The following is a 19328-nucleotide window of genomic DNA, read 5'->3' as shown; positions in this document are numbered from 1 at the left end:
TAGCAAGGCGGGTTGAAGGGGTAGCAAGGCGGGTTTAAGCCTCGCGGGAGTAGCCATGGGGGTATGCGGAAGCTACTCCGGAAGCAGCGCCCTGTTTACTCTGAAGGGAGTACCTCTGTTCGTGCTCAGTTCGAGAAGGCCGCCTGAGGGCGCAGTGTGACTTCGATCACGTCGCCTGGCTCCACGTCGAAGTCGACGGATGCGGGTATCCTGTCCCACTGTTGACCGAGCCGCCGCACGACGACCACGTCGGGATTGAGCTCGCCTGAATTGACGGGGATGGCACCCGAGCCGCCGATAGGCTGCAATTTTTGACTGAGCGCCTGCATTCTCACGCGCAGGTCCGCCAAACGAACATTCGAGTCTTTCTGCTCTCTGAGCAGATTGATCGTGCGCTGACTGGTGACACGCCCCGTTTGCCGCACGAAGTCCTCACGCTGACGCTGTAGCCGCATGAGCTCGACGCTCGTCTGCAGGCGCCGGGTCGAGGACAGCAACAGGGCGCGCCGGCTTTCGCTGACACGAGGACTTGCCAGCAGGCCGGAGCCGAACGCCTTCATGACCCGTTCGAGTTCCTCTTCGTCGGCCTGCACGCCCTTCTCTTCACCTTCCTGTTGCTTCTTGAGCGTAGCGAACTGCGCGTCCGTCTGCTTTACGGCGTCGTCCAGGAAGCGTTGTTCCGTGCGGTAGTCGCTTTGCGAGGTCTTCAGAGAGTCCTTCTCGGCTTGAACGACCGAAGCGATCACACTCGCGGGCAGCGAAATGTCGCTTGGAGGCGTGGCGTCGAACGTGTCGCGACCATCAAGCTCCGCGCCGGTTCGGACGATATGGAAATATTCCTTGGTGTATTCGGTGGCGAGAGATTGGTAGTCCCGTACAAGATCTGCAGGATCGGTGGCGCCGGGTTGCATGCCCCGCGATCGCAGCAGGCTGAAACCGCCGGCGACTGCCACGGCCTGGCGCACGGTCATTGAAGCCCGATACGTCTGCTGTCCGGGCGTGAGCACATCTCCGGAAACATAGACCGGCCGATATTCCACGACGCTTGCCATGACGTCGCCGGGCTTGACCACAAATGCCTGGTCGCGTCCGTCGGTCAGGCGTTGACGCAGTATCCGTGCTTGCAGCAGCGTCTCGATGCGGCTCTGCATCTGCGCCGGGGTCAGGCCCGCAACTTCTACCGTCCCACCTCCCGGAAGCGGGATGGTGCCGTCGATCTGGATCTGCGTGCGATTGCGTTGATCAGGGAGGCCGCCGATCGAAATCTCGATGGTATCACCCGGTCCGAGCTTGTATGGAGCGGCAAAGGATAGCCCACTTGTCGCGAAAAACAGAACCGCTGCGCATGAACCCAGCAGGAGGGTGGAAGAGGGCTTGCCTTGCTTCTTGCATTTCATGGACGAACTCCCGATGCAACCGAGCCTTCGCCGCTCGCAATTTGGGGATAACGATCGCGGATACTTCTCAAACGGCCCTCTTCAAATCCGGGATGCGGGCGGTCGGAAGAAAGATCTCGTAGTTTCCGAAGAAGTGCCTCTGTTCTTCGACGTGGTCGAACAGGCCCTGGCTCAAGGCGGCGAGGATTTCGCCGATCCCTTGCTGAACGCTGATTTCAGGCGTGAAATTCAATACCCGTCGGATCTTGTCGAAATTCACGCGGTAATTCCGGGGATCGGCGCCGCGCTCCTGATAGGTCACCTTCGATCGCGGAATGTGCCTCAGGATCTCCTCAACCACCATCAGCTTGGTGAAGTTGTTCTCCTCGCAGCCCACATTGAAGACCTCGAATGCGACCTTGTTGGTGGGCGCGCGGAGCACTTCCTCGATCGCGCGGGCAAAATCACGAACATGGCAGTAAGGACGCCAGGTCTTGGGATCGAATACCAGAAGTTCTTTTCCCAGATGGAGTTCACGCACAAATTCGTTCACCGTGAGATCGAAGCGCATTCGCGAGGAAAGACCAAACGCCGTCGCAAATCGGAGAACCGTTGGATGGAATCCAACCTTTCCCTTGAGTCCCAGGATCTTCTGCTCGATCTCCACCTTGTGCTTGGCGTAAAGGGAAAGTGGCGCGAGCGGGTAATTCTCGTCGACGGCCTTGTCTTCTTCCACCAGCCCATAGTTCGAGCAGGTGGACACAAAAATGAGTCGGTCGACCGGATGGTGTTGCATCGCGTCGATGAAGGACGCGACGCCATTCCGGTTGATGGCGTGACTTTCGTCGGGGTACTTGCTCGTGATCGGATCGCCGACGAGCCCAGCCAGGATGACGACGTCATCCACGCCCTTCAATGCTTGAGCAGCGAAACGAGCATCGCGAATATCGCCTTGCATGAACTCGTATTGCGGAACGCTCAGATAAGGCCAGGCACAACTCTCGTTCTTGTAGATCAGCTGATCCAGGCAGCGAACGTGCCAACCCTTTCTCAGGAGATGGCCCGTGATCACTGAGCCCACGTAACCAGCACCACCTACGAGAAGAACAGTTCGCTTTTCAGTCGCCATTTGAGCACCCGTCTATTTTTGAAATGAGTTCGCACCGAGAGATCCGCCATTTGGCGCTATGCCGCTCTGGCTGTCCGGTCGGGGTCTTCGCATGCGGTTGAGAAGCGGCTCCCCCACGGCGATCCAGGCGGCCTGAACGATCCACCGGAGATCGGACGTGACGGTTCGATTGGAATAGTATGCCAGGTCGATCTTCGCCTTGGCGGGAAACAGAACCTCCCGATAGAAATCCGCCACATTGCCGTCCGGCGGGAACATCGTATTTTCATGCCGGAAGAGAACCTGGCACGGCCCGACGAGGCCTGGCCGGTGCTCAAGAATCTTTTCGAACCCGTTCCTGAAACAGTCGGCAAATACGAGGGTCTCGGGTCGCGGGCCGACGAAAGACATGTCACCCCGCAGGATGTTCCAGAGCTGCGGTAGCTCATCCAGCTTGAATGCAGCCAGCAGCCCGCCGATCGTCGTCATGCGGTTGTCATTCACCATCGTGAGCGGACTTCCGCGATCGTCGCAATCGGCTCTGAACTTCCGGAACTTGTACATGCGGAACGGCGACCCGTTCAGCCCGAGACGAAGTTGCGAATACAGTATCGGTCGCCCGCCTTCGATCCAAACTGCAAGCGCAATAACCAGCAGGATCGGCAGCGAGACGAATATGGCCGTCCCGGCACCGAGGACATCGATGACGCGCCGCAAACGCACGGCCGGAGCTGCCGGCCCAGCACATCCTGCATTGACCGTTTCGCTCATGCCTGTTCGACCTCCGCGGGACAGGTTGCCTGAAGTCCATCTGCGAGGCTGTCTGCCACGTGATCAACGTCGGCGAGAGTCATCGCGGGATGGAGCGGCAAGGTGAGCTCACGTCCGCAAAAATCCTCGGTGTTGGGTAGGCTGATGCCCGGATACTGATCCTGGTAGAACGTCAACCGATGCACCGGAGGATAGTGAATGGTCGTCTGAACGCCGCGCTTGCTGAGCTGCTCGATCAGGGGCTGCCGAGCGCTTGCCGCAGGGAGGACGACCGGCATTAGATGGTGGGCCGATACCCACGACGCGTTGAATGGCACCAGGACCGAAGGGCAACGCTCGGCGAGGCGCCGCCGATAGTGCAGCGACAGATGCCGCCTGGTGTCGTTCCAACCTGCCAACTTACGCAGCTGCACCAGGCCGACTGCGGCGCGCAACTCGTCCATGCGGTAGTTGAATCCAAGAAGCGTCACGTCGTATTCGGGGCTGCGGCTGACGAGCCGCTGGCGCGTGTTGGTAGTCATGCCATGCGACCTGGCGCGCTTGATCATGTCGTTCAAGATCCGGTGACGCGTTATGATTGCGCCGCCTTCAGCAGTCGTCATGTTCTTGTTGCCGTAGAAGGAAAACGCGGCCGCATCGCCAAACGTGCCGACCCCCTTGACGCCGGGCGCATGCGCGGCGTCTTCGATCAGGAGCAGACCCTTGCTGCGAGCGAAGGCCTGCCACTCCTCTCGATCTGCGAGGTAGCCCCCAAAATGCATGAGGATCACCGCTTTCGTCCGCGAAGTGCACTTGCGGAGCGCGTCGGCCGTGGACATCAGGGGAACTGCCCCGGATTGGACATCGACGAACACGGGCCGTGCTCCGACGTAGAGCACGGCATTAGCCGTGGCAACGAACGTGAGAGATGGAACGAGGACTTCATCGCCGGGGCCGACCCCGAGGGCATGCAGGATGAGGTGAAGTGCGGCCGTGCATGATCCGACGGCAATCGAGTCATCAGCGTCATGCATGCGAGCAAACGTTTGCTCGAACTCCCGCACGCGATCCCCCATGGTGATCCAGCCGCTGTCGATCGCGGCAGCAAGAGCTTCCTTTTCGTCAATTCCCAGGGCCGGTTCTGATACCAACAGCATGTGTTCCTCTTCCCGTACATTCCCTGTGCGAAGGGCGACGCTGCATCACGCAGCCGCAGTTGCGAATGCAGGCGATTGCTCGTCCCACGCAATGTCCTGGGCTTTCAGGAAGTCCTCGACCCGGCCAATGTCGAGCCACAGGCCGGTGTGCTTGAAGACGTTAACGCGGGCGTCTTCCTCGAGCATCTGGAACATCAGGTCGTCGAATCCGAACGGGACGCCCGACGGAATGCGCTCGAGGACGACCGGATTCATGCAGTAGATTCCCATGCTGACGAGGTTCATCAGCTCCGGCTTCTCGCGAAATCCGGTCACGCGTCCATCGGTTTCATCAATCACACCGAAGTCCATCTTCGTGCTTCGAACGGAAGTTCCGATGGTGATGTTGGCATCGGATTTTCGGTGATTGTGGATCAGCTGGTTCAGGTTCAGGTCTGTCAGGACGTCGCCGTTGAGGACCAGGAACGGCTCGTTGAGCTGTTCTCGCAGCAATGACAATGGTCCGATCGTGCCGAGCGGCTCGAGCTCCTGCGTATAGGTGATCTGCATGTTCCACTGGCTGCCGTCACCGCAGACACTACGGATCAGATGGCCCAGATAGCCGGTGGTGACGAAGACCTCTCCGATCCCGTTCCGTCTTAACCATTTGAGAACGAGTTCGAGGACGGGACGGGCGCCGATTGGCATGAGAGGTTTTGGCAAAATCGACGTATGTGGACGAAGTCGAGTTCCTCTGCCGCCGCATTGAACTACCGCTTTCATCTGAACCTCCCTGTACTCAAAAAAATACGCTTCAAAAAAAACGAGAAATGCTTTGCAGGAAAAAAGTAGGGGCAAACCACGCCTGCGTCTTCGTTCGTTTGCATGAGAGCGTTGGAATCGGACGGCAGAAGAATGCCGGCGGGTTGTGCACGCGGTCGTGCAGTCGAGGCGTACCTCTCGGGAAGACGCGGGTTTCACTTGACTAAGGGACTAATGCGGAAGTTCGCGAAGAGCGAAAAGCGCCGCGCTCGGCGACCGAGTGAATCCCGGGGCGCCAAACCGCGATCGAGTCGGACAGCTCGTTTCCGCCTTGCCGAGCCAGCCGGTAGGTCAGGTGTCGGCGGCCAAGTCAACCTTGCTCGCGATGTAATGTGCCATGCCCTGAATGGAATCGAGATTCTCAGGCAGGATCTCGTTGTCGTCGACGGCGATGCCGAAGGTCGTCTCGATGAACCCGACCACCTCGAGAACTCCGGTCGAATCGATGATCCCCTGGTCGAGCAGGGAAGCATCGTCGTTCAACGCCGCGATGTCGCTGATGTAGAAATTCGAGGTCAGAAACGCGCGGATTTGCTCCTTGTAGCGGTCGGGTGCCAAGACCAGTGTCATTGCATTGGTGCTCCATATGATAGCGATGCGTCGATTTTGCCGTCCACAAGCTAGCCGGTGATGAGCTCCCTCTTGTTGATCTTGCCCGTATCCGTGCGCGCCAGTTCCGGCACGATAACGACGTACTTGGGGACCATGAAACTCTCGAGGCGCTTCTGACACTCTCGTTGGATCTGCTTAGCGTCGATCGGCCGCCCCAGGTCGATGACAACGAACGCCTTGATCGCGTGGCCGAGCAAGTCGTCGGGAACGCCAACGACTGCCGCTTCTCTAATGCCGGGAATGTCCAGCAAAGCGCTCTCCACTTCCTTGGGCGCGACCTTCTCACCGCGTGATTTGATGACCTCGTCGCTCCGGCTGACGAAATACAGATATCCGTCGGCGTCCATCTGGCAGTAGTCGCCAGTGTACAGCACTTGCTCGCCAGGAAGCGGTCCGGGCTTGAGCTTCTTCGCAGTAGCTTCGGGCTTTCGCCAATAGCCCTTCATGACTGTCGCGCCGCGGATCACGAGCTGTCCGGCGATGCCGGCGCCGACCCGTTGATCACGCTCGTCGACGATCCACATTTCAGTATTTGGAATGGCAATTCCTACACTCGACGGCTTCCGATCGAGATCTTCCGGCGGCAGATAGGTGCAGCGTTTGCATTCGGTAAGACCGTACATGGAGTAGATGCGTGCGCCGGAGAAGGTGTGTCTCAGCTGGAGCAGGTGCCGGACCGGTAGTGCGGCACCTGTGCTTGTCACGTAGCGAATGCTGGATAGATCGTAATTCTTCAACGACTCGAGCTGCAGCAGAGTCGAGAACATCGTCGGCACGCCGGGAAAGCCCGTAACCTTCTCTTCCGCAACACGCCGGAGCGTCTCGGCGGGGAAAGCAAACGAGCGCTCGAGAACAAGACGCGCTCCAGCGCGTACGGCCATGATCATCTGATACAGGCCGTAGTCGAAGGCGAGTGGCAGAGCGTTGAGGATAACCTCATCGTCACGCACATCCAGATATGAGGCAACCGACGTACACGCCGTCATCATGTTCCGGTGCGTCAGCATCACCCCTTTGGGCTCACCGGTCGAGCCCGAGGTGTAGACAATAGCGGCGAGATCGATATCGATGCAGCGGCGCGCGGGTGCCGCGTCGTACTCGGCGGCTGTTACAGTATTCCATCGCACGGCATGGGGCAGTGCGTTCAAATCGGCGTCGCCGATAGGGCCGGACACGATCACGCGGCGCAAGGAAGGGCATTGTCGTGCAGGTCCGCCGAACGTTGCGTAAAGGCGCGTTTGTGTAATGAGCGCAGTCGGTTGGCAGTCATTGAGGAGATAGCCAAGCTTGTCCGGCTTCGTGAGAGGATTGATAAGGCATACGACCGCATTGGCCTTGAGGACGGCCCAGAAACTGACGGCTGCCTCGACGGTGTTGTCGGCAAAGATCATCACACGGTCGCCGCGCTCGACGCCGGCCTCAACCAGGTGATGCGCGACCACATTCGACCACGCCTCGAGCTGGTCGTAGGTGACCCGATGACCGTCGCATACCAGCGCGACCTTCGCGCGGTTTTGAAGAGCCGAGTGGATCAGGTAGTCGTGCAGGAGCGGCACAGGATCGTTCATCATGCGTAAGCTCCCGATACGTCTTGGTGGTCGACGTCAACGCGGAACTCGAGGCGGTGCGATTCTTCCGGCCGGTCCGCGACGAACTGCTGGTACAGGAGCTGGGTGGACAAGACGCCGACGAGCGCCATGTTGTCGAAATTGGACAAGTCACCATCGCCGGCTTGCGCATGAGCGTGGCACTTGGCGCGCAGCCGCTCGACCGCCATCGGGTCGAAGATGTTCGCGGCGCGGACGCTTGCGCCCGAGAGCGCTTCGTCCACATAAGGGGGGGCATTCCTGTCGAAGAAGCAGAGCGCATTGGGGGTCCGGTAGGGCTGCTTCTTCCGTGTGACGATCTCGGGTGGAATCTGCGACTGCGCGACACGCTTAAGGACGTGCTTCTCGTCAAGGATGCGAAGTTTACAGGCGTCGGGAAGGGAATTCGCGAGTTCGACCACGTCGTCGTCAAGGAATGGAAAGCGTCCCTCGACCGAGTGCGCCATCAGCATCCTGTCTCCCTGAGAGGAGAGCAGGTATCCGGCCAGGAGCGTTTTGGTCTCGAGGTACTGATCTTGTGCAAGCGGCGTCCAGCGGGAAAAATCCGGCGGCAGACGATCGAGCAATTCGGTCACCGGATCCGCGCGCGAAGTCGCCGCGCGCATATCCTTGGAGAACAGCCGCTTGATCGCGCTCGTGCTGCGCCAACGCGGAGAATGAGCAAAGCCGGGGGTATCTGGGGCCGAAATGCCGTGTCCGAAGAACTTCAGCGCGATGGCCTGCGTGTGAACCGGCGATCGCGAGATGTAGGGATAGAGCCGGCTCAGGAGGGCGGCTCGCCGTGTTGAGGCCGGCTGGCGGCCCCAGAAGCGGCGGATCTTGCCTTCCCGAAACACATCATAGCCGGCGAACATTTCATCTGCGCCTTCGCCGGTCAGGACGACCTTGATGCCGCGCTCGCGTACGAGTTTTGAGAGCAGGAACAGCGGGGCAGGGGCGGTCCTCAGAATTGGACGCTCGGTGTGATAGATGACCTTGGGAAATACCTCGGCGATATCCTGCCGCGAGACCATGAGCTCGTGGTGCTCGCTCGCAATCGTGCGGGCCATTAGGCGTTGATAGGAGGTCTCGTCATACTCAGCGTCGGTGAAGCGCACGGAAAACGTCTGGAAGCGCCTGCCTGCAAACCGGCTCCCCAATGCCGCGACAAGCGAACTGTCGAGGCCACCGGAGAGATAGCTTCCCACAGGGACGTCGGACCGGACCATTCGTAACGCCGTAGCCGCTTCAAGCGCGTTACGCACAAGATTGATCACATCGTCATCGCAGCTGGCGGACGACATGCAATGCTCGTCGGATCGGGTAGCATAGCACGGAGTCCAGAATGCGCGGTCCCGAACCGCGCCGCGCACGTAGCTGCGGACGTGACCAGGTTCGACTTCCATGATCCCCTGAAACACGCTTTGTGGCGGCACGCTACTCCAGAAAGTAAAGGTCTGGTCGATGCCTGCTGGATCGAGCGCCCGATGGATTGCCGGATTTGCTGCGAAGATAGCCTTGATCTCACTGGCAAAGTAAAGGTGGCCTTGATGGTCGCAGATATAGAGCGGACAGATTCCGGTCCGGTCGCGGGACAAGACGAGGCGGCTGGCCGCGGCATCCCAGATGGCAAGGGCCCATTGCCCGTTCATCCTTTCGAATGCTGCCTCGCCCCAGGCGCGATAGGCCTGAATGACGACCTCCGTGTCGCTGCGGGTGCGGAAGCGATGGCCGAGCGAGATCAGCTGCTCGCGCAGTTCGACATAGTTGAAGATCTCGCCATTGAACACGATCCAGGCGGGCCCGCCAGGATCGGAGAGAGGTTGTTGTCCGCCCGCTATGTCGATGATCGAGAGCCGGGCGTGCGCCAGGCCCGCGCGTTGGTCCCGGTAGAGGCCCTGCTCGTCGGGTCCGCGATGTGCAAGCGCCCCGACCATCCGCAAGAGCGCTCTCCGCGAAGGACTCGGAGCGTTTTCACTGAGCGCCACGATGCCCGCGATGCCGCACATGCCGCCTAGTCCTCGATCACCGCATCAACGAGCAGAGGCGGCGTGTGAAGATAGCGCGTTGCCCGACGCTTGGACGTGATGTCCTTGAAGACCATCTGCACCTGCGCTGCGGCTATACCGACGGCCTCGGCCACGTTGTCAGCGGAAATGCCGTGGTTGACCGCGTACATGCAAACGTCAGTCAATCGATAGGGGGCAGCGAAATAAAACTCTTCCTGGCTCTGCGGCATCGAGAATGTGTCGGATGTCGGCGGTCGTTGCCTGATCTCCTCGTCGATGCCAAGGTATTCAGCCAGTTGGTAGACTTGGCTTTTGTAGAGATGCGCAATCGGCATGACGTCCGCATCCCCATCGCCCTGCTTCACGAAGAAGCCTTGATCGTGCTCGAGCCGGTTTGGCGTACCTATGACAGCATACTTGAGACGGTCCGCGTGATAGTACTCGGTCATCTTGCGGACCCGCTGCTTATAGTTGGTTGCGGCAACGATCTGCAGGTAGACCTCCGGCGGAAGACGCACGGTGGAGGTTTCGCCGTTCGGGGCTTGTACGGTCAGACGAGTAATGTTGATGCCGGCGCGCTCGATACCCGAGCCGAGTACCAGCTTGCATTTCCAGTCTATTCCGTATTCGGGTACGACGGCTTGGATCGCCTCTCGCTGCCGGCGGTATGCGCCCAATGCTTCGAGAGCCGGTGCGATGTCTTCGACAACCGTCGTAAGGCGCAGCTGCGTAGCCACGGTCCGGCCGAGCCTCAGCGAGTCGGAAGACGAATCGCGCTCGGGCATGAGCAGCCCGAGGACCTTAGTATTCCCAAATGCGCGCGCACAAAGCGCTGCGACCACGGAGCTGTCGATGCCGCCGGAAAGTCCCACGATGGCTCCGCGTCGTCCAAGCACGCCAAGGACACGGTCGCGCAAGAACGCGACGATGCGAGCGACCTCCAATGGCGCGTCCAAGACCAGGGCGTCTTTACTGAACGCGGGTTCGGTTTGGCTGTGAGCTGCTTGCATGGTCACGTGAACAATCCGCCTCTCTCTCAGGAAACTCGGTTGGTGAGTAAGTCTGTGACAGCGCCGTCTGGACGAGGTGCAAATTCATTGCGAGGTAAGGTGGCATTACCAGATCGGTGTGAGTACCTGCGCTTGGGACGACATCGATCTGGGCGAACGCACGGTCCCACCCCAGGGTTTGCGGCATTTTGTTTCGCTTGCATCGGAACAGAACGGCAGAAATCGGCAGCATCGATTTCGGCTCCGCCAACCAGCGGAAGTAGGCTTTCGCGCGCAAGACTTCCTGCAATTCCTGCTTGAGCCTGAAAGACGTAAGGTCGAACTGCCCCTTCGCACGGCGGTCGATCATCCGAGCCAGTTTAGCTTCACGGCCGATCGCGACGGTTACTTTGGCGAGGGCCCGGCAGACCATCCGAGACGCGGTTACCCGGTTGTTGCGGATTCGACGGATCGTGCGGCTCAACGTCTCCCATGCGGAACTGCGCTCGCCCATCAGGCTGGTGTCAAGAATTCCGAAGAACTTGACCGACCGGCCGGATGCATACATTCGCGTCGCGACTTCGAAAGCGACGGCCCCACCGAGCGAATGACCAAGAAGTCTGACGTGGCCCCGCGGCTGGACGCGATTGATCTGCTCCACGGCAGCAGCAGCCATATCGCAAACGCTGTCCTGACCCTGCAATATCTTGCCGAGATCCGGGTAGCGGATCGGAACGACATGTGCAATTTCGCGCATCGAGGCTGTCAGAGCGGCGAGGCTGGCTCCATAACCTAGTGAGCCGGGTAGTAGGAAAAGCACGGGCGGGGCCGCCGCCGCAATGGACGAGGGCGGAGAAGCCAAATCCTCGCCTGTATCAATCAATGGCCGTAGTTTCATTGGAATGCAACCGACCGACCTAACTCCGAAATTGGAGTATGAAGACGTTGAAAATCCTCTCATCATTCATTTGCATGAAGCATATGGTCGCGCCCAAGAAATTGGTTATTTTCGCCCCAGCGCATCTGTCGTCCATGTCCCGCCTCCTCAAGCGGACGCGAAGTTCGGGGCGTACTCTTTCGACCCTCTGGGTCACACGGGCCCATTGACCGGTGCGCCCGACGTCCGCGCGCCACCAGGCCCATTCAAGAGAAACAGCGCCACGATAATTCCCAAGGCGTAGCCGGTAGCTCCTCCGGCGGCCATCATGTAGATCACCTGCAACGGGTCGAGGCCGAGGTGAGCACCGATGAGAAGCGGGGCAAATACGAACACGGCTCGCACAAGGTCGACCAGCAGACGCAGTTCCTGACGACGGAAAAGAGTCGGAACTTCTTGAATGGGCGTCGACAAGGCCTGTGCGGCGCACATGAGCGCCAGGGCGCCCATGATCTGACCCGTAGGTATCCAGGATGCGCCGAGCAGCGGAACGACGACGTAGGGGGAGACGAATCCAAGGCCGAGCACCGGCAGAACGATCAGGCCGGCCGCAACGACCAACAGGCCGCATGCGGTGCCGAGCAGATGCTGACGATCGAAGTCTTTGCTGGCCTCGGCGACGAAGACATTGCTGAGCGGCAAGGCGATCAGGGTGACCGGACCGGTCACGAGACGGGCCGCGACGCCAAAATGCCCGGCGAATGCGGTACCGAACAGCGAGCCTATGAAGATTGCGGGGAGATTGATGATCGCGAATCCCGCAAGGGCCGACGGAAGCTCGAACAGGGGAAACTTGTACTCTCGCCGCGCCGTCGCCGCGACCGAACCCCACGAGGCTTGCGCGACGCGGCGGATGTCCTCCCATTTCAGGAGCCGGACGCAGAGAAATGCGATCAGCACAGCCTGGCTCAGGATGTGGGCTCGGATCATTGCATCGTCCCCGAGGTGCGCGAGGCCGAAGCTCACCTGGAGCAATGCCATCGTCGCCGGCAGGATGAGGCGGCCCATGCCGAAATCACGCATATGATTGAAGCGTAGGCACCAGCAGTTCATTGCGTCGGCAACGCCGACCGCAGCCATCCCGATGGGTACGAGGTAGGTAAGATGTTGCAGTCGTCCCGGCGCCATGTCGGACAGCAGGTACCCTGCGATGAGAACGACAGAGGTCGTAAAGCAGACCGCCACGAGTGTGAGCTTGAGCGCGACCAGCGCGTGAGGTCTGTCCTCAACCACATATAGAGACGTGCTGAAGCGAAGCCCGGCCATCGCACCGAGGATGTTTACGATTGAGAGATAGATCGTGAAGATTCCAAAATCCTCCGGCGAATAGAGCCGGGTGAGGATGGGAATGGCCGCTACGAGCATGAGCTGGCCGGTGAGTGCAAGGGCGGAGACGCCCGCCGCTGCACGAACAAGGGCTCCTGTCCGCGTCGGACCGGTCGCCGGTTTCGCGGCCATGATGAACTTCCTCGGTCCAGAATTCATTTCAAAAAAGCAAGATCGTCGCGACGAATGTGCGATCTATTTCGGTTCGATCGTAGGATGGAGCGGGGTTCGCGCCATCATTCGTTCGCACGACGTTGAATGAAGTGTCGCGGAATCGAAAGAGGGTTTGCATGAACAGCTCGCGCTTGCGGAATAGGTGACGCATGGAGCCCGATCGTGGGGCCGGAACCCGGCTGTGATGCGCGTGGCCCGTGGGCGGATGATGGATGCTCACGCAAGCCGCGCCGACGGGAGACGCTGATCTACGGGCGATGGGGACGTGATCTGTGCAAGCCGAAGGCCAGTCCGCGCGAGCAGGTCCGACAAGGCGGATGGTCTGACGGCGATCAGGTTATCGTCGTCCGGCCCCGGTATGTGAGGAGACGCTGGCTCGAGTCGTCCCGCCCTGAGATGGAAGAGCTCAAACGCGTGATCGGTCAGTCGGTCATACAGCTCCGCACGCGAGGTGCCGGCCCGCCGAAGGTTGAGCTCAGAATCCTCTATGTACAGACATCGGCAATTGGAAATGGTCTGGGCGGCGCCCTTGAGAAGATCGACTTCGAACCCTTCGACATCGACTTTCAGAAGGTCGACTGCCCGATTTTCGACGATCGAATCGAGGGTTCGTACTGGAACTCGGAGCGCCGCGCTGCCAGGCGGAGGAGTAGCGCATGCGAAGTTCATGTCATCACTCCGAAAGTCCGTGAAGACGAGTTCGCCATCCGTGCTGCCGACCGCCGTGTTGTGGACCTCGACGGTCAATCCGTTCAGGCGAATGTTGCCCAGCAGGTATTTGCAGATGCGCGGATGTGCTTCGATAGCGATGACTCGTCCGGACCGGGCAACGCGCATGGCGGCCGCGAGGCTCAGCTGTCCTACATTTGCGCCGACATCGACGAAGGTTTCTCCGGGTTGCAGGTAAGATCCGACGAAGTCGGCATCTTCGGCGCGAAGATTCCGGTTGCGCCAGAGTCCTGCGGACATCGAGCTGGGATAGAAACGCATTCTGTATCCGGCGGGAAAGCCGAAGGTGATAAAGCGGCACAGTCCGCTCACCCACAGTCCGCGCGATAGCAGGAACCGAGCCTTGTCGGGCTCCTCTCGAACTCGAGCGAGCAGTTGATGCAATTTGTGCAAGGGGCCACCCATCTCTAGCGTCTAGCGGTTAGCTGCTCGGCAGAGTCTAGGCCGACCGGAGCGCCTGGCCATCCTTCGTTTGCATGATGGTATCGATCGGTCGAATTCTGGATCTCCCGGCTCCGCCGTGATCCTGCCGACCAAGCTGGCCGCTTCGAGACGTCGGGTCTGAGGATAATCATCGTCATGCGAATGAAGGATGACCAGGCCCATGCCGCTACCTAGCGTTCGTCGTGTGTAATTCGGTCGGTCTTGACGTTCACTGCTTATCAAGAAGGACGCGGTGCAACGCGATGAGGTCGGTGTTTTGCGGAGCCGATCGCGGGTTCATCAGGGTCGACTGCTTGAATGAAATGAACTGAGCTTGAGGGAAAAGCGATGAACCTGTTGCAGCTCGACGGGGCGGAGAGCAGTAGAGATCTGGACGCACGCCCCATGATTTCGGTGGCCATACCAACCTTCCGTCGACCGGATATGATACGCCGTGCGATTGAAAGCGTGCTGCAGCAGAACTACTCCGACTGGGAAATGGTGATCAGCGACGACGAAGGCCCAAAGGGCGTCAGTTGGAGCATTCTGTCTGAATACGCGCGGAGCGATTCCCGTATCCGGATTGTCGAGAACCGCCGGGGACGGGGGCAGGTTGAGAATACGAACAGTGCGATGCTCGCATGTCGCGGCCACTGGATCAAAGTGCTGCATGACGACGACTGGCTCGTGCCGGGATCGCTCGAGACTTTTGCGGAACTGGCGAGGGCGTACCCCACGGCTGCGTTCATGACTTCCACATCTCATCTCGTTCAGGATGAAGGCATAAAATATCGCCGGGGAGGGCAGGTCACGCTGTATTCAGGCCAGCAGTGCCTGACGGATCTCTATTTGGTCGGCAAGACCCGGGTGCTGGGAATTGTGCCGTCGACCCTGCTGATCAACAGCGAGGTCGTCCAGGCGGGTTGTCTGATGCGAAACTACAAGTCGATCAGGTGGGGGGTGGACCAGCTGTTCTTCGTCGACCTCGCCTGTCATGGCGACATGGTGGCGATCGACGACGGGTTGATCTTTTACGATATGACGGACCACGAGAACGTCACCGCTTCCAAATCGTACTCTCAGATCGATGAGGAGACCCTTGATCTCAAGAATCTGACCTGGAGCCTGGTCGAGGACAAGCAAGGGCTTCCTGATCCCGAAACGGTCGTGCGTGCGCTGCGGGTTGCAAGATTGCGCGGAAGATTTCGTCACCAGTCCTGGGGGGCGACCATCCGGGACGCGCTCCAGATCCTGCGCCCCTCGGTTATCAAGGCAGCCAACAAGGCGATCCGGGCGCGAGCGCGTACATCGGCGGCGGGCTCACTAGCTCGCGTGGGTCACGCCTGACGGGGCCGCCGCTGATCATTAACGGGACAAGGCGCTGGTCCGATCAGGGGCATCGAGACGTGTTACGAAGTCAAACACGGGGCCGCCCGCTACCCCCCAATTGCTTGACCAGATCACTTGGGAACCGTCGGGCGACGGCGAACCGTGAGTCTCGCTCCAGTAGTCGTGCGGGACGTTGCGTGTGTACGCAATGCGTCGGAATTCGCCACTGCCGTCAATTCGCAGAGCAATGATTTCCCGAGCGAAGGGCGCAAACTTCGGTAGCTGGGCGATCTCGGCTGGATCGCCACCGTAGCTTAGAATCACCCAGCCGGGCCAGTGGATCGCGCGCGTGGACGCATGCGAGGCCTCTCCACGCGGAGCAAGGGCGGTAACCACGCCGTCATCCAGCCGGCGCTTGATCACCTGGTATATGTCGGGATCAGATTTGCTGATTCCGACGTATACCTCGCGTCCGTCAGCGTCCACGGCCATGTCGCCATGACTCGGACGATGATGTTCGGTCCAGCTTTGCACCAGATCGCCTGCGACGGTAAAGATGAATGCCTCATCCTTTCCGTCGACCCATCGGCTGCATCTGACATAGCTGCCTAGGGCAGATATCTCGCAAACGCCGTCCCGCCCGGGCAGTTTTCCCACCTCGATATCCGGAAACTTCTGTCGGCTCACGAGGTCAAACGCGAATGCGACGACGACCCCGTCGGCGCGCGTGCCCCGGACGGCAATGCGCCGGCCGTCCTGAGAAGGATTGCCCTTGCCTGGTCCGAACTGAAGGCCGCGATAGCCTTCGGCCATCAGCATGATCTCTTCGGCGTTGGTTCGCGGCGTCCAGAGCGAGATCTTGCGCCCGATCACGCAGATCATGCGCTCGGGATCGCGCGGGTGCCATTCGCACTCGTCTTCGCGTTGCCGACGGAACAATGGAACGTATGTCCGTCCGTCAAGAAAGCAGAGCCCGTTACAGCCGTTGGCGATCAGAAGCAGGGTCTGGTCGGCATTCCAGGCCTGCGCGCTCGAATATCGGTGGGTGCAATAGGCTCGTTGACACGCCAAGCCAGCGCCCAGGGGCCCCGGGGTCGTTATCCGGACGATCGTGGCGCCGGTGTCGGGGTCGGTGACCGGAACGAGATAGTCGGGCAAGTTCATGCTGCTGGCAACAGTGAGCCTGGTCTTTGCAAGCGTCTGTGCGGCGGCGATGCCCGCCAATGCAAGCACGACGACCACGGCGCCGGCCAGCCTAATTCGCGTGTAGAGGGACGGAGACATCCGTATCTTGCTCCATGGCAAGCAGGGGGCTCGGATCATCCAGGTGGGCAAGCGACCGATATAGGGTTCGATGCTTGCCGGTCACCAGGCTCCTGCGGCGACCAGGAATACTGGTTCGACGATGCTTTCTAGCTGCTGAGCCCCAACGCGCATCATTTGAATGCAGGAGACGCCTCGCGAACGTTGCCGATCCACGGGCATTCTGATCCTCTCGATCGATCAGTCCGGTGCAGTTAGTTGGGCGGCGCGTCCAGGCGCCGCCCGGCATTTCTTGAGGGTTTGACGGACGCCAGACCGATCGGCTGGCCTAGTCCGATTCGGAGGCCCCGACTTCGTGACGTCCGCGGCCGCCAGGCACGAGGCTGAGTGTAGGTTCCCGATCGATAGACAACGCCAGCGGGTGACCATTCGAGACCCGCACCAGCGATCCGTTGTTCATTCCCCAAATTGCGGCCTGCGTCCTGTTCTGGACCCGTATCTTGCGCAGGATCGCCTTGACGTGAACCTTCACTGTCGCCTCGGCAATATCGATCTTTCGCGCAATGCATTTGTTGGAATTGCCCTCGATCAGATAGGAGAGGATCGCCCGCTCTCGCGGCGACAGATGAGGCGCTATCCGCTCCTCGGCCGCAACGAGGAGATTTGATCGCTCTTCGATCGCTGGCTGAAGCTGAGGCTCGCGATCGAGACCGCTATCGAGCACGAATGACAGGAAAGCCGGTGGAAACACCGTCTCGCCCATCGTCACCAGCTCGATGGACTTGATGAAAGCGTCGCATGAATTGACGTCGACGAAATAGCCGCTGGCGCCGGCCTTGTATGCCGAGATCAGCTCGTCCGGCCGGTAGTGGTCCGAAACAATCGCTACGCGCCCGTCTGGATAGTGCTCTCTTACAAATCCGATGTGCTTCAGGGCTGTATCAAATTCGCCTGTGCTGTGGATAATCACAAACAGGAGCTGCTGATGTGCCTGGAGTGTGCTTGCTACTTCATCGGTGCTCAAGGCCGATATTGCAATTTGAAAATCTGCCGCATGCAGTATTTGTGAAATTCCTTCTCGCAGCAAAATATTTCGCCCAATCAAAACGACTTTGCTGGATTGCCGCCTCCTCATCTTACCCTCCGCAACCAACGCAATGATACAACTTGAATGAACAACACGCAGGAAAAGAACAAAGCGTCACTTGGCCCGTTTTTTCTGATTTACAGAAGCCGGGCGCCGTTTAGTTAACAATTGCTGAAGGTTAGATTCGATCTTTCGATCTTGCCTATATACCTTTCGTTATAGGCCGATTGGTCCCTAAGCTGGTGGTGAACGGCTATTGGAGATTGACTTGGGGGCGAATGAGAATATTGATTCAACCTTTGAATGTTCGCCCTGAACGGGTGGGACCGTTCGCGAAAGCCTTGTTCCGTCGCGATGCTTTCGAGCTTGCCAGATCGATAGACCGTGCGCCGGCAGTTGCGAGTCTTGATCACCGGATTCATACGGCCCTTTGATCCGGCGAACTTGATGTATATTGCGATCACAGACTCGTGCGATTATTTGCCTCATAGGTTTCGTTTCGCCAAATGGCACTTTTAGGGAATTGCTGGAAGTCTATTTGTTGGTGGTAAATCATATTGGAGCGGCGAGGGCGGGCCTGTAGCTTCAATCGCCGGAATTTGGGGGCGGCAGGCTAAGGAGCGCCCAATGCGTCGTGCGACTGTGGTGATTGCAGACCGACATCCGATGGTTCTGCAAGGTCTCGCAACTGTCCTCGGTTCAGAATCCGATTTCGAGATCGTCGCATCCTGCGGCAATGCCGCGAGCTGCATCCAGGCAATTTTGAAGCTTGCGCCCGACATTGCGATCATGGATGCGGCAATGCCGGAGCTGACCGCGCTGATGAACAATTCATTCGGCCATTCGAACAACCGACCAACGCGTTTTGTGTTCTTCGCTGCCAGCGAGGATTCCGATCTCGTTTTGGCGGGCGCCCCCGCCGGGCACAGTGTCCTCCTGAAGGAGATGACAGGCCAGGCCGTGGTGCAATGCTTGCGAGACATTGCCAACGGCCAGACCGTTGTTCCGTTGTCGCCCACGGATCAGGCCGCGCCTCGCGAGCACAGTACGAGTCCGGAAAGTTCGCTTGCGGTGCTCACCGAGCGCGAGCGGCAGATCATGCGCCTGGTCTCTCGTGGTCTGTCCAACAAGGAAATTGGCCGCCGGCTGAACATTGCAGACGGCACCATCAAGGTGCACCTCCACAACATTTTCCAGAAGCTTGAAATCGGCAATCGCACGGCGCTGGCTGCCCTCGCCATCTCGCAGGATGACCGCGCCAATTCAGCACAGGACAAGCCGGCGCATGCTGGATCGGATCCGGTGGCCGGGGAGCGCTAAAACATCATCTCGCGCGGTCTGCAGCGCGATATGCGGGCATTTCGCCGACGCGCAGCCGAACAGCTACAGCGCCACAAGCGCCGGCAAAGCCGCGTATTCGGTCGCTTATCCCTCGACGGAGAACTGAAGGACGAAGAGCGACCGGCCGCCAAGTTCGGGGCTGTCGCTGACTTCCACCTGCCAGGAAATGGCATGCAGGAGTGGGTCCATCACGTCGTGCTTGAGGATCTCGCCGCTCAGTTCGATCGCTGTAGTTCGTGCCGCGGAAATGTCGGGGAGCTCCAGCCCGACATCATCGAGTACTGAATGGCCGTCGTGAATATGAAAGAAATACCGCGGCATGGGTGTCTCC

Annotated in this window: 17 protein-coding genes; 2 read left to right on the top strand and 15 right to left on the bottom strand. The window is 59.5% G+C overall.

Annotation, left to right across the window (positions count from 1 at the left end; genetic code table 11):
• Positions 1–125: 125 nt before the first annotated feature.
• From JQ627_RS02530 to JQ627_RS02475, 12 genes are all read right to left on the bottom strand, one after another.
• Positions 126–1397: a polysaccharide biosynthesis/export family protein gene (locus JQ627_RS02530; protein ID WP_212482568.1), complete on the bottom strand. Its 1272-nt coding sequence runs from the start codon at positions 1395–1397 to the stop codon at positions 126–128.
• Positions 1398–1464: 67 nt separating this feature from the next.
• Positions 1465–2505 (bottom strand): NAD(P)-dependent oxidoreductase, encoded by a 1041-nt coding sequence (locus JQ627_RS02525; RefSeq protein ID WP_212482567.1) that lies wholly within the window; start codon positions 2503–2505, stop codon positions 1465–1467.
• Between the two features lie 12 nt (positions 2506–2517).
• On the bottom strand, positions 2518–3255 hold the full coding sequence (locus JQ627_RS02520; RefSeq protein ID WP_212482566.1) for a sugar transferase: 738 nt from the start codon (positions 3253–3255) through the stop codon (positions 2518–2520).
• The gene (locus JQ627_RS02515) at positions 3252–4391 is read right to left on the bottom strand and encodes a DegT/DnrJ/EryC1/StrS aminotransferase family protein (protein WP_212482565.1); all 1140 of its coding nucleotides are present in this window, start codon (positions 4389–4391) and stop codon (positions 3252–3254) included. Before JQ627_RS02515 ends, JQ627_RS02520 begins: the two co-directional genes overlap by 4 nt.
• Before the next feature lie 45 nt (positions 4392–4436).
• Complete coding sequence (locus tag JQ627_RS02510; protein WP_212483146.1) at positions 4437–5153, bottom strand: sugar phosphate nucleotidyltransferase; 717 nt, start codon at positions 5151–5153, stop codon at positions 4437–4439.
• 330 nt (positions 5154–5483) lie between these two features.
• Positions 5484–5762 (bottom strand): acyl carrier protein, encoded by a 279-nt coding sequence (locus JQ627_RS02505; RefSeq protein WP_212482564.1) that lies wholly within the window; start codon positions 5760–5762, stop codon positions 5484–5486.
• Positions 5763–5812: 50 nt separating this feature from the next.
• Positions 5813–7375 (bottom strand): class I adenylate-forming enzyme family protein, encoded by a 1563-nt coding sequence (locus tag JQ627_RS02500; RefSeq protein ID WP_212482563.1) that lies wholly within the window; start codon positions 7373–7375, stop codon positions 5813–5815.
• Positions 7372–9399, bottom strand: coding sequence for an asparagine synthase (glutamine-hydrolyzing) (gene asnB, locus JQ627_RS02495; protein ID WP_212482562.1), 2028 nt, complete (start codon positions 9397–9399; stop codon positions 7372–7374). The genes JQ627_RS02500 and asnB overlap by 4 nt, the downstream gene beginning before the upstream one ends.
• 5 nt (positions 9400–9404) lie before the next feature.
• Positions 9405–10409: an NAD(+) synthase gene (gene nadE / locus JQ627_RS02490; protein WP_212483145.1), complete on the bottom strand. Its 1005-nt coding sequence runs from the start codon at positions 10407–10409 to the stop codon at positions 9405–9407.
• Positions 10369–11286 (bottom strand): thioesterase domain-containing protein, encoded by a 918-nt coding sequence (locus JQ627_RS02485; RefSeq protein WP_283817067.1) that lies wholly within the window; start codon positions 11284–11286, stop codon positions 10369–10371. The genes nadE and JQ627_RS02485 overlap by 41 nt, the downstream gene beginning before the upstream one ends.
• A 192-nt stretch (positions 11287–11478) precedes the next feature.
• Positions 11479–12783: a lipopolysaccharide biosynthesis protein gene (locus JQ627_RS02480; RefSeq protein WP_212482560.1), complete on the bottom strand. Its 1305-nt coding sequence runs from the start codon at positions 12781–12783 to the stop codon at positions 11479–11481.
• 258 nt (positions 12784–13041) lie between these two features.
• Positions 13042–13794: an FkbM family methyltransferase gene (locus JQ627_RS02475; RefSeq protein WP_249142885.1), complete on the bottom strand. Its 753-nt coding sequence runs from the start codon at positions 13792–13794 to the stop codon at positions 13042–13044.
• A 531-nt stretch (positions 13795–14325) separates the two neighbouring features.
• On the opposite strand from JQ627_RS02475, the gene JQ627_RS02470 reads away from it, so the two are divergent.
• Entirely contained in the window at positions 14326–15324 is a 999-nt protein-coding gene (locus JQ627_RS02470; RefSeq protein WP_212482558.1) for a glycosyltransferase family 2 protein, read from the top strand.
• Positions 15325–15342: 18 nt separating this feature from the next.
• On the opposite strand, the gene JQ627_RS02465 is transcribed toward JQ627_RS02470, so the two are convergent.
• Entirely contained in the window at positions 15343–16590 is a 1248-nt protein-coding gene (locus JQ627_RS02465; RefSeq protein WP_212482557.1) for a hypothetical protein, read from the bottom strand.
• Positions 16591–16897: 307 nt separating this feature from the next.
• Positions 16898–17704 (bottom strand): response regulator transcription factor, encoded by an 807-nt coding sequence (locus JQ627_RS02460; protein WP_212482556.1) that lies wholly within the window; start codon positions 17702–17704, stop codon positions 16898–16900.
• A gap of 579 nt (positions 17705–18283) precedes the next feature.
• Between JQ627_RS02460 and JQ627_RS02455 the strand changes: the two genes are divergently transcribed.
• Positions 18284–18976, top strand: coding sequence for a response regulator transcription factor (locus tag JQ627_RS02455; RefSeq protein ID WP_212482555.1), 693 nt, complete (start codon positions 18284–18286; stop codon positions 18974–18976).
• Positions 18977–19081: 105 nt separating this feature from the next.
• Here JQ627_RS02455 and JQ627_RS02450 read toward each other — a convergent pair whose 3' ends face one another.
• Positions 19082–19318 carry a DUF6894 family protein gene (locus tag JQ627_RS02450; RefSeq protein WP_212482554.1) on the bottom strand — a complete coding sequence of 79 codons (237 nt, stop codon included), beginning with the start codon at positions 19316–19318 and terminating at the stop codon, positions 19082–19084.
• Positions 19319–19328 lie beyond the last annotated feature (10 nt).

This window comes from Bradyrhizobium liaoningense (assembly GCF_018130785.1).
GTDB classification, from domain to species: domain Bacteria; phylum Pseudomonadota; class Alphaproteobacteria; order Rhizobiales; family Xanthobacteraceae; genus Bradyrhizobium; species Bradyrhizobium liaoningense_A.
This window is presented reverse-complemented; position numbering and strand designations above follow the sequence as displayed.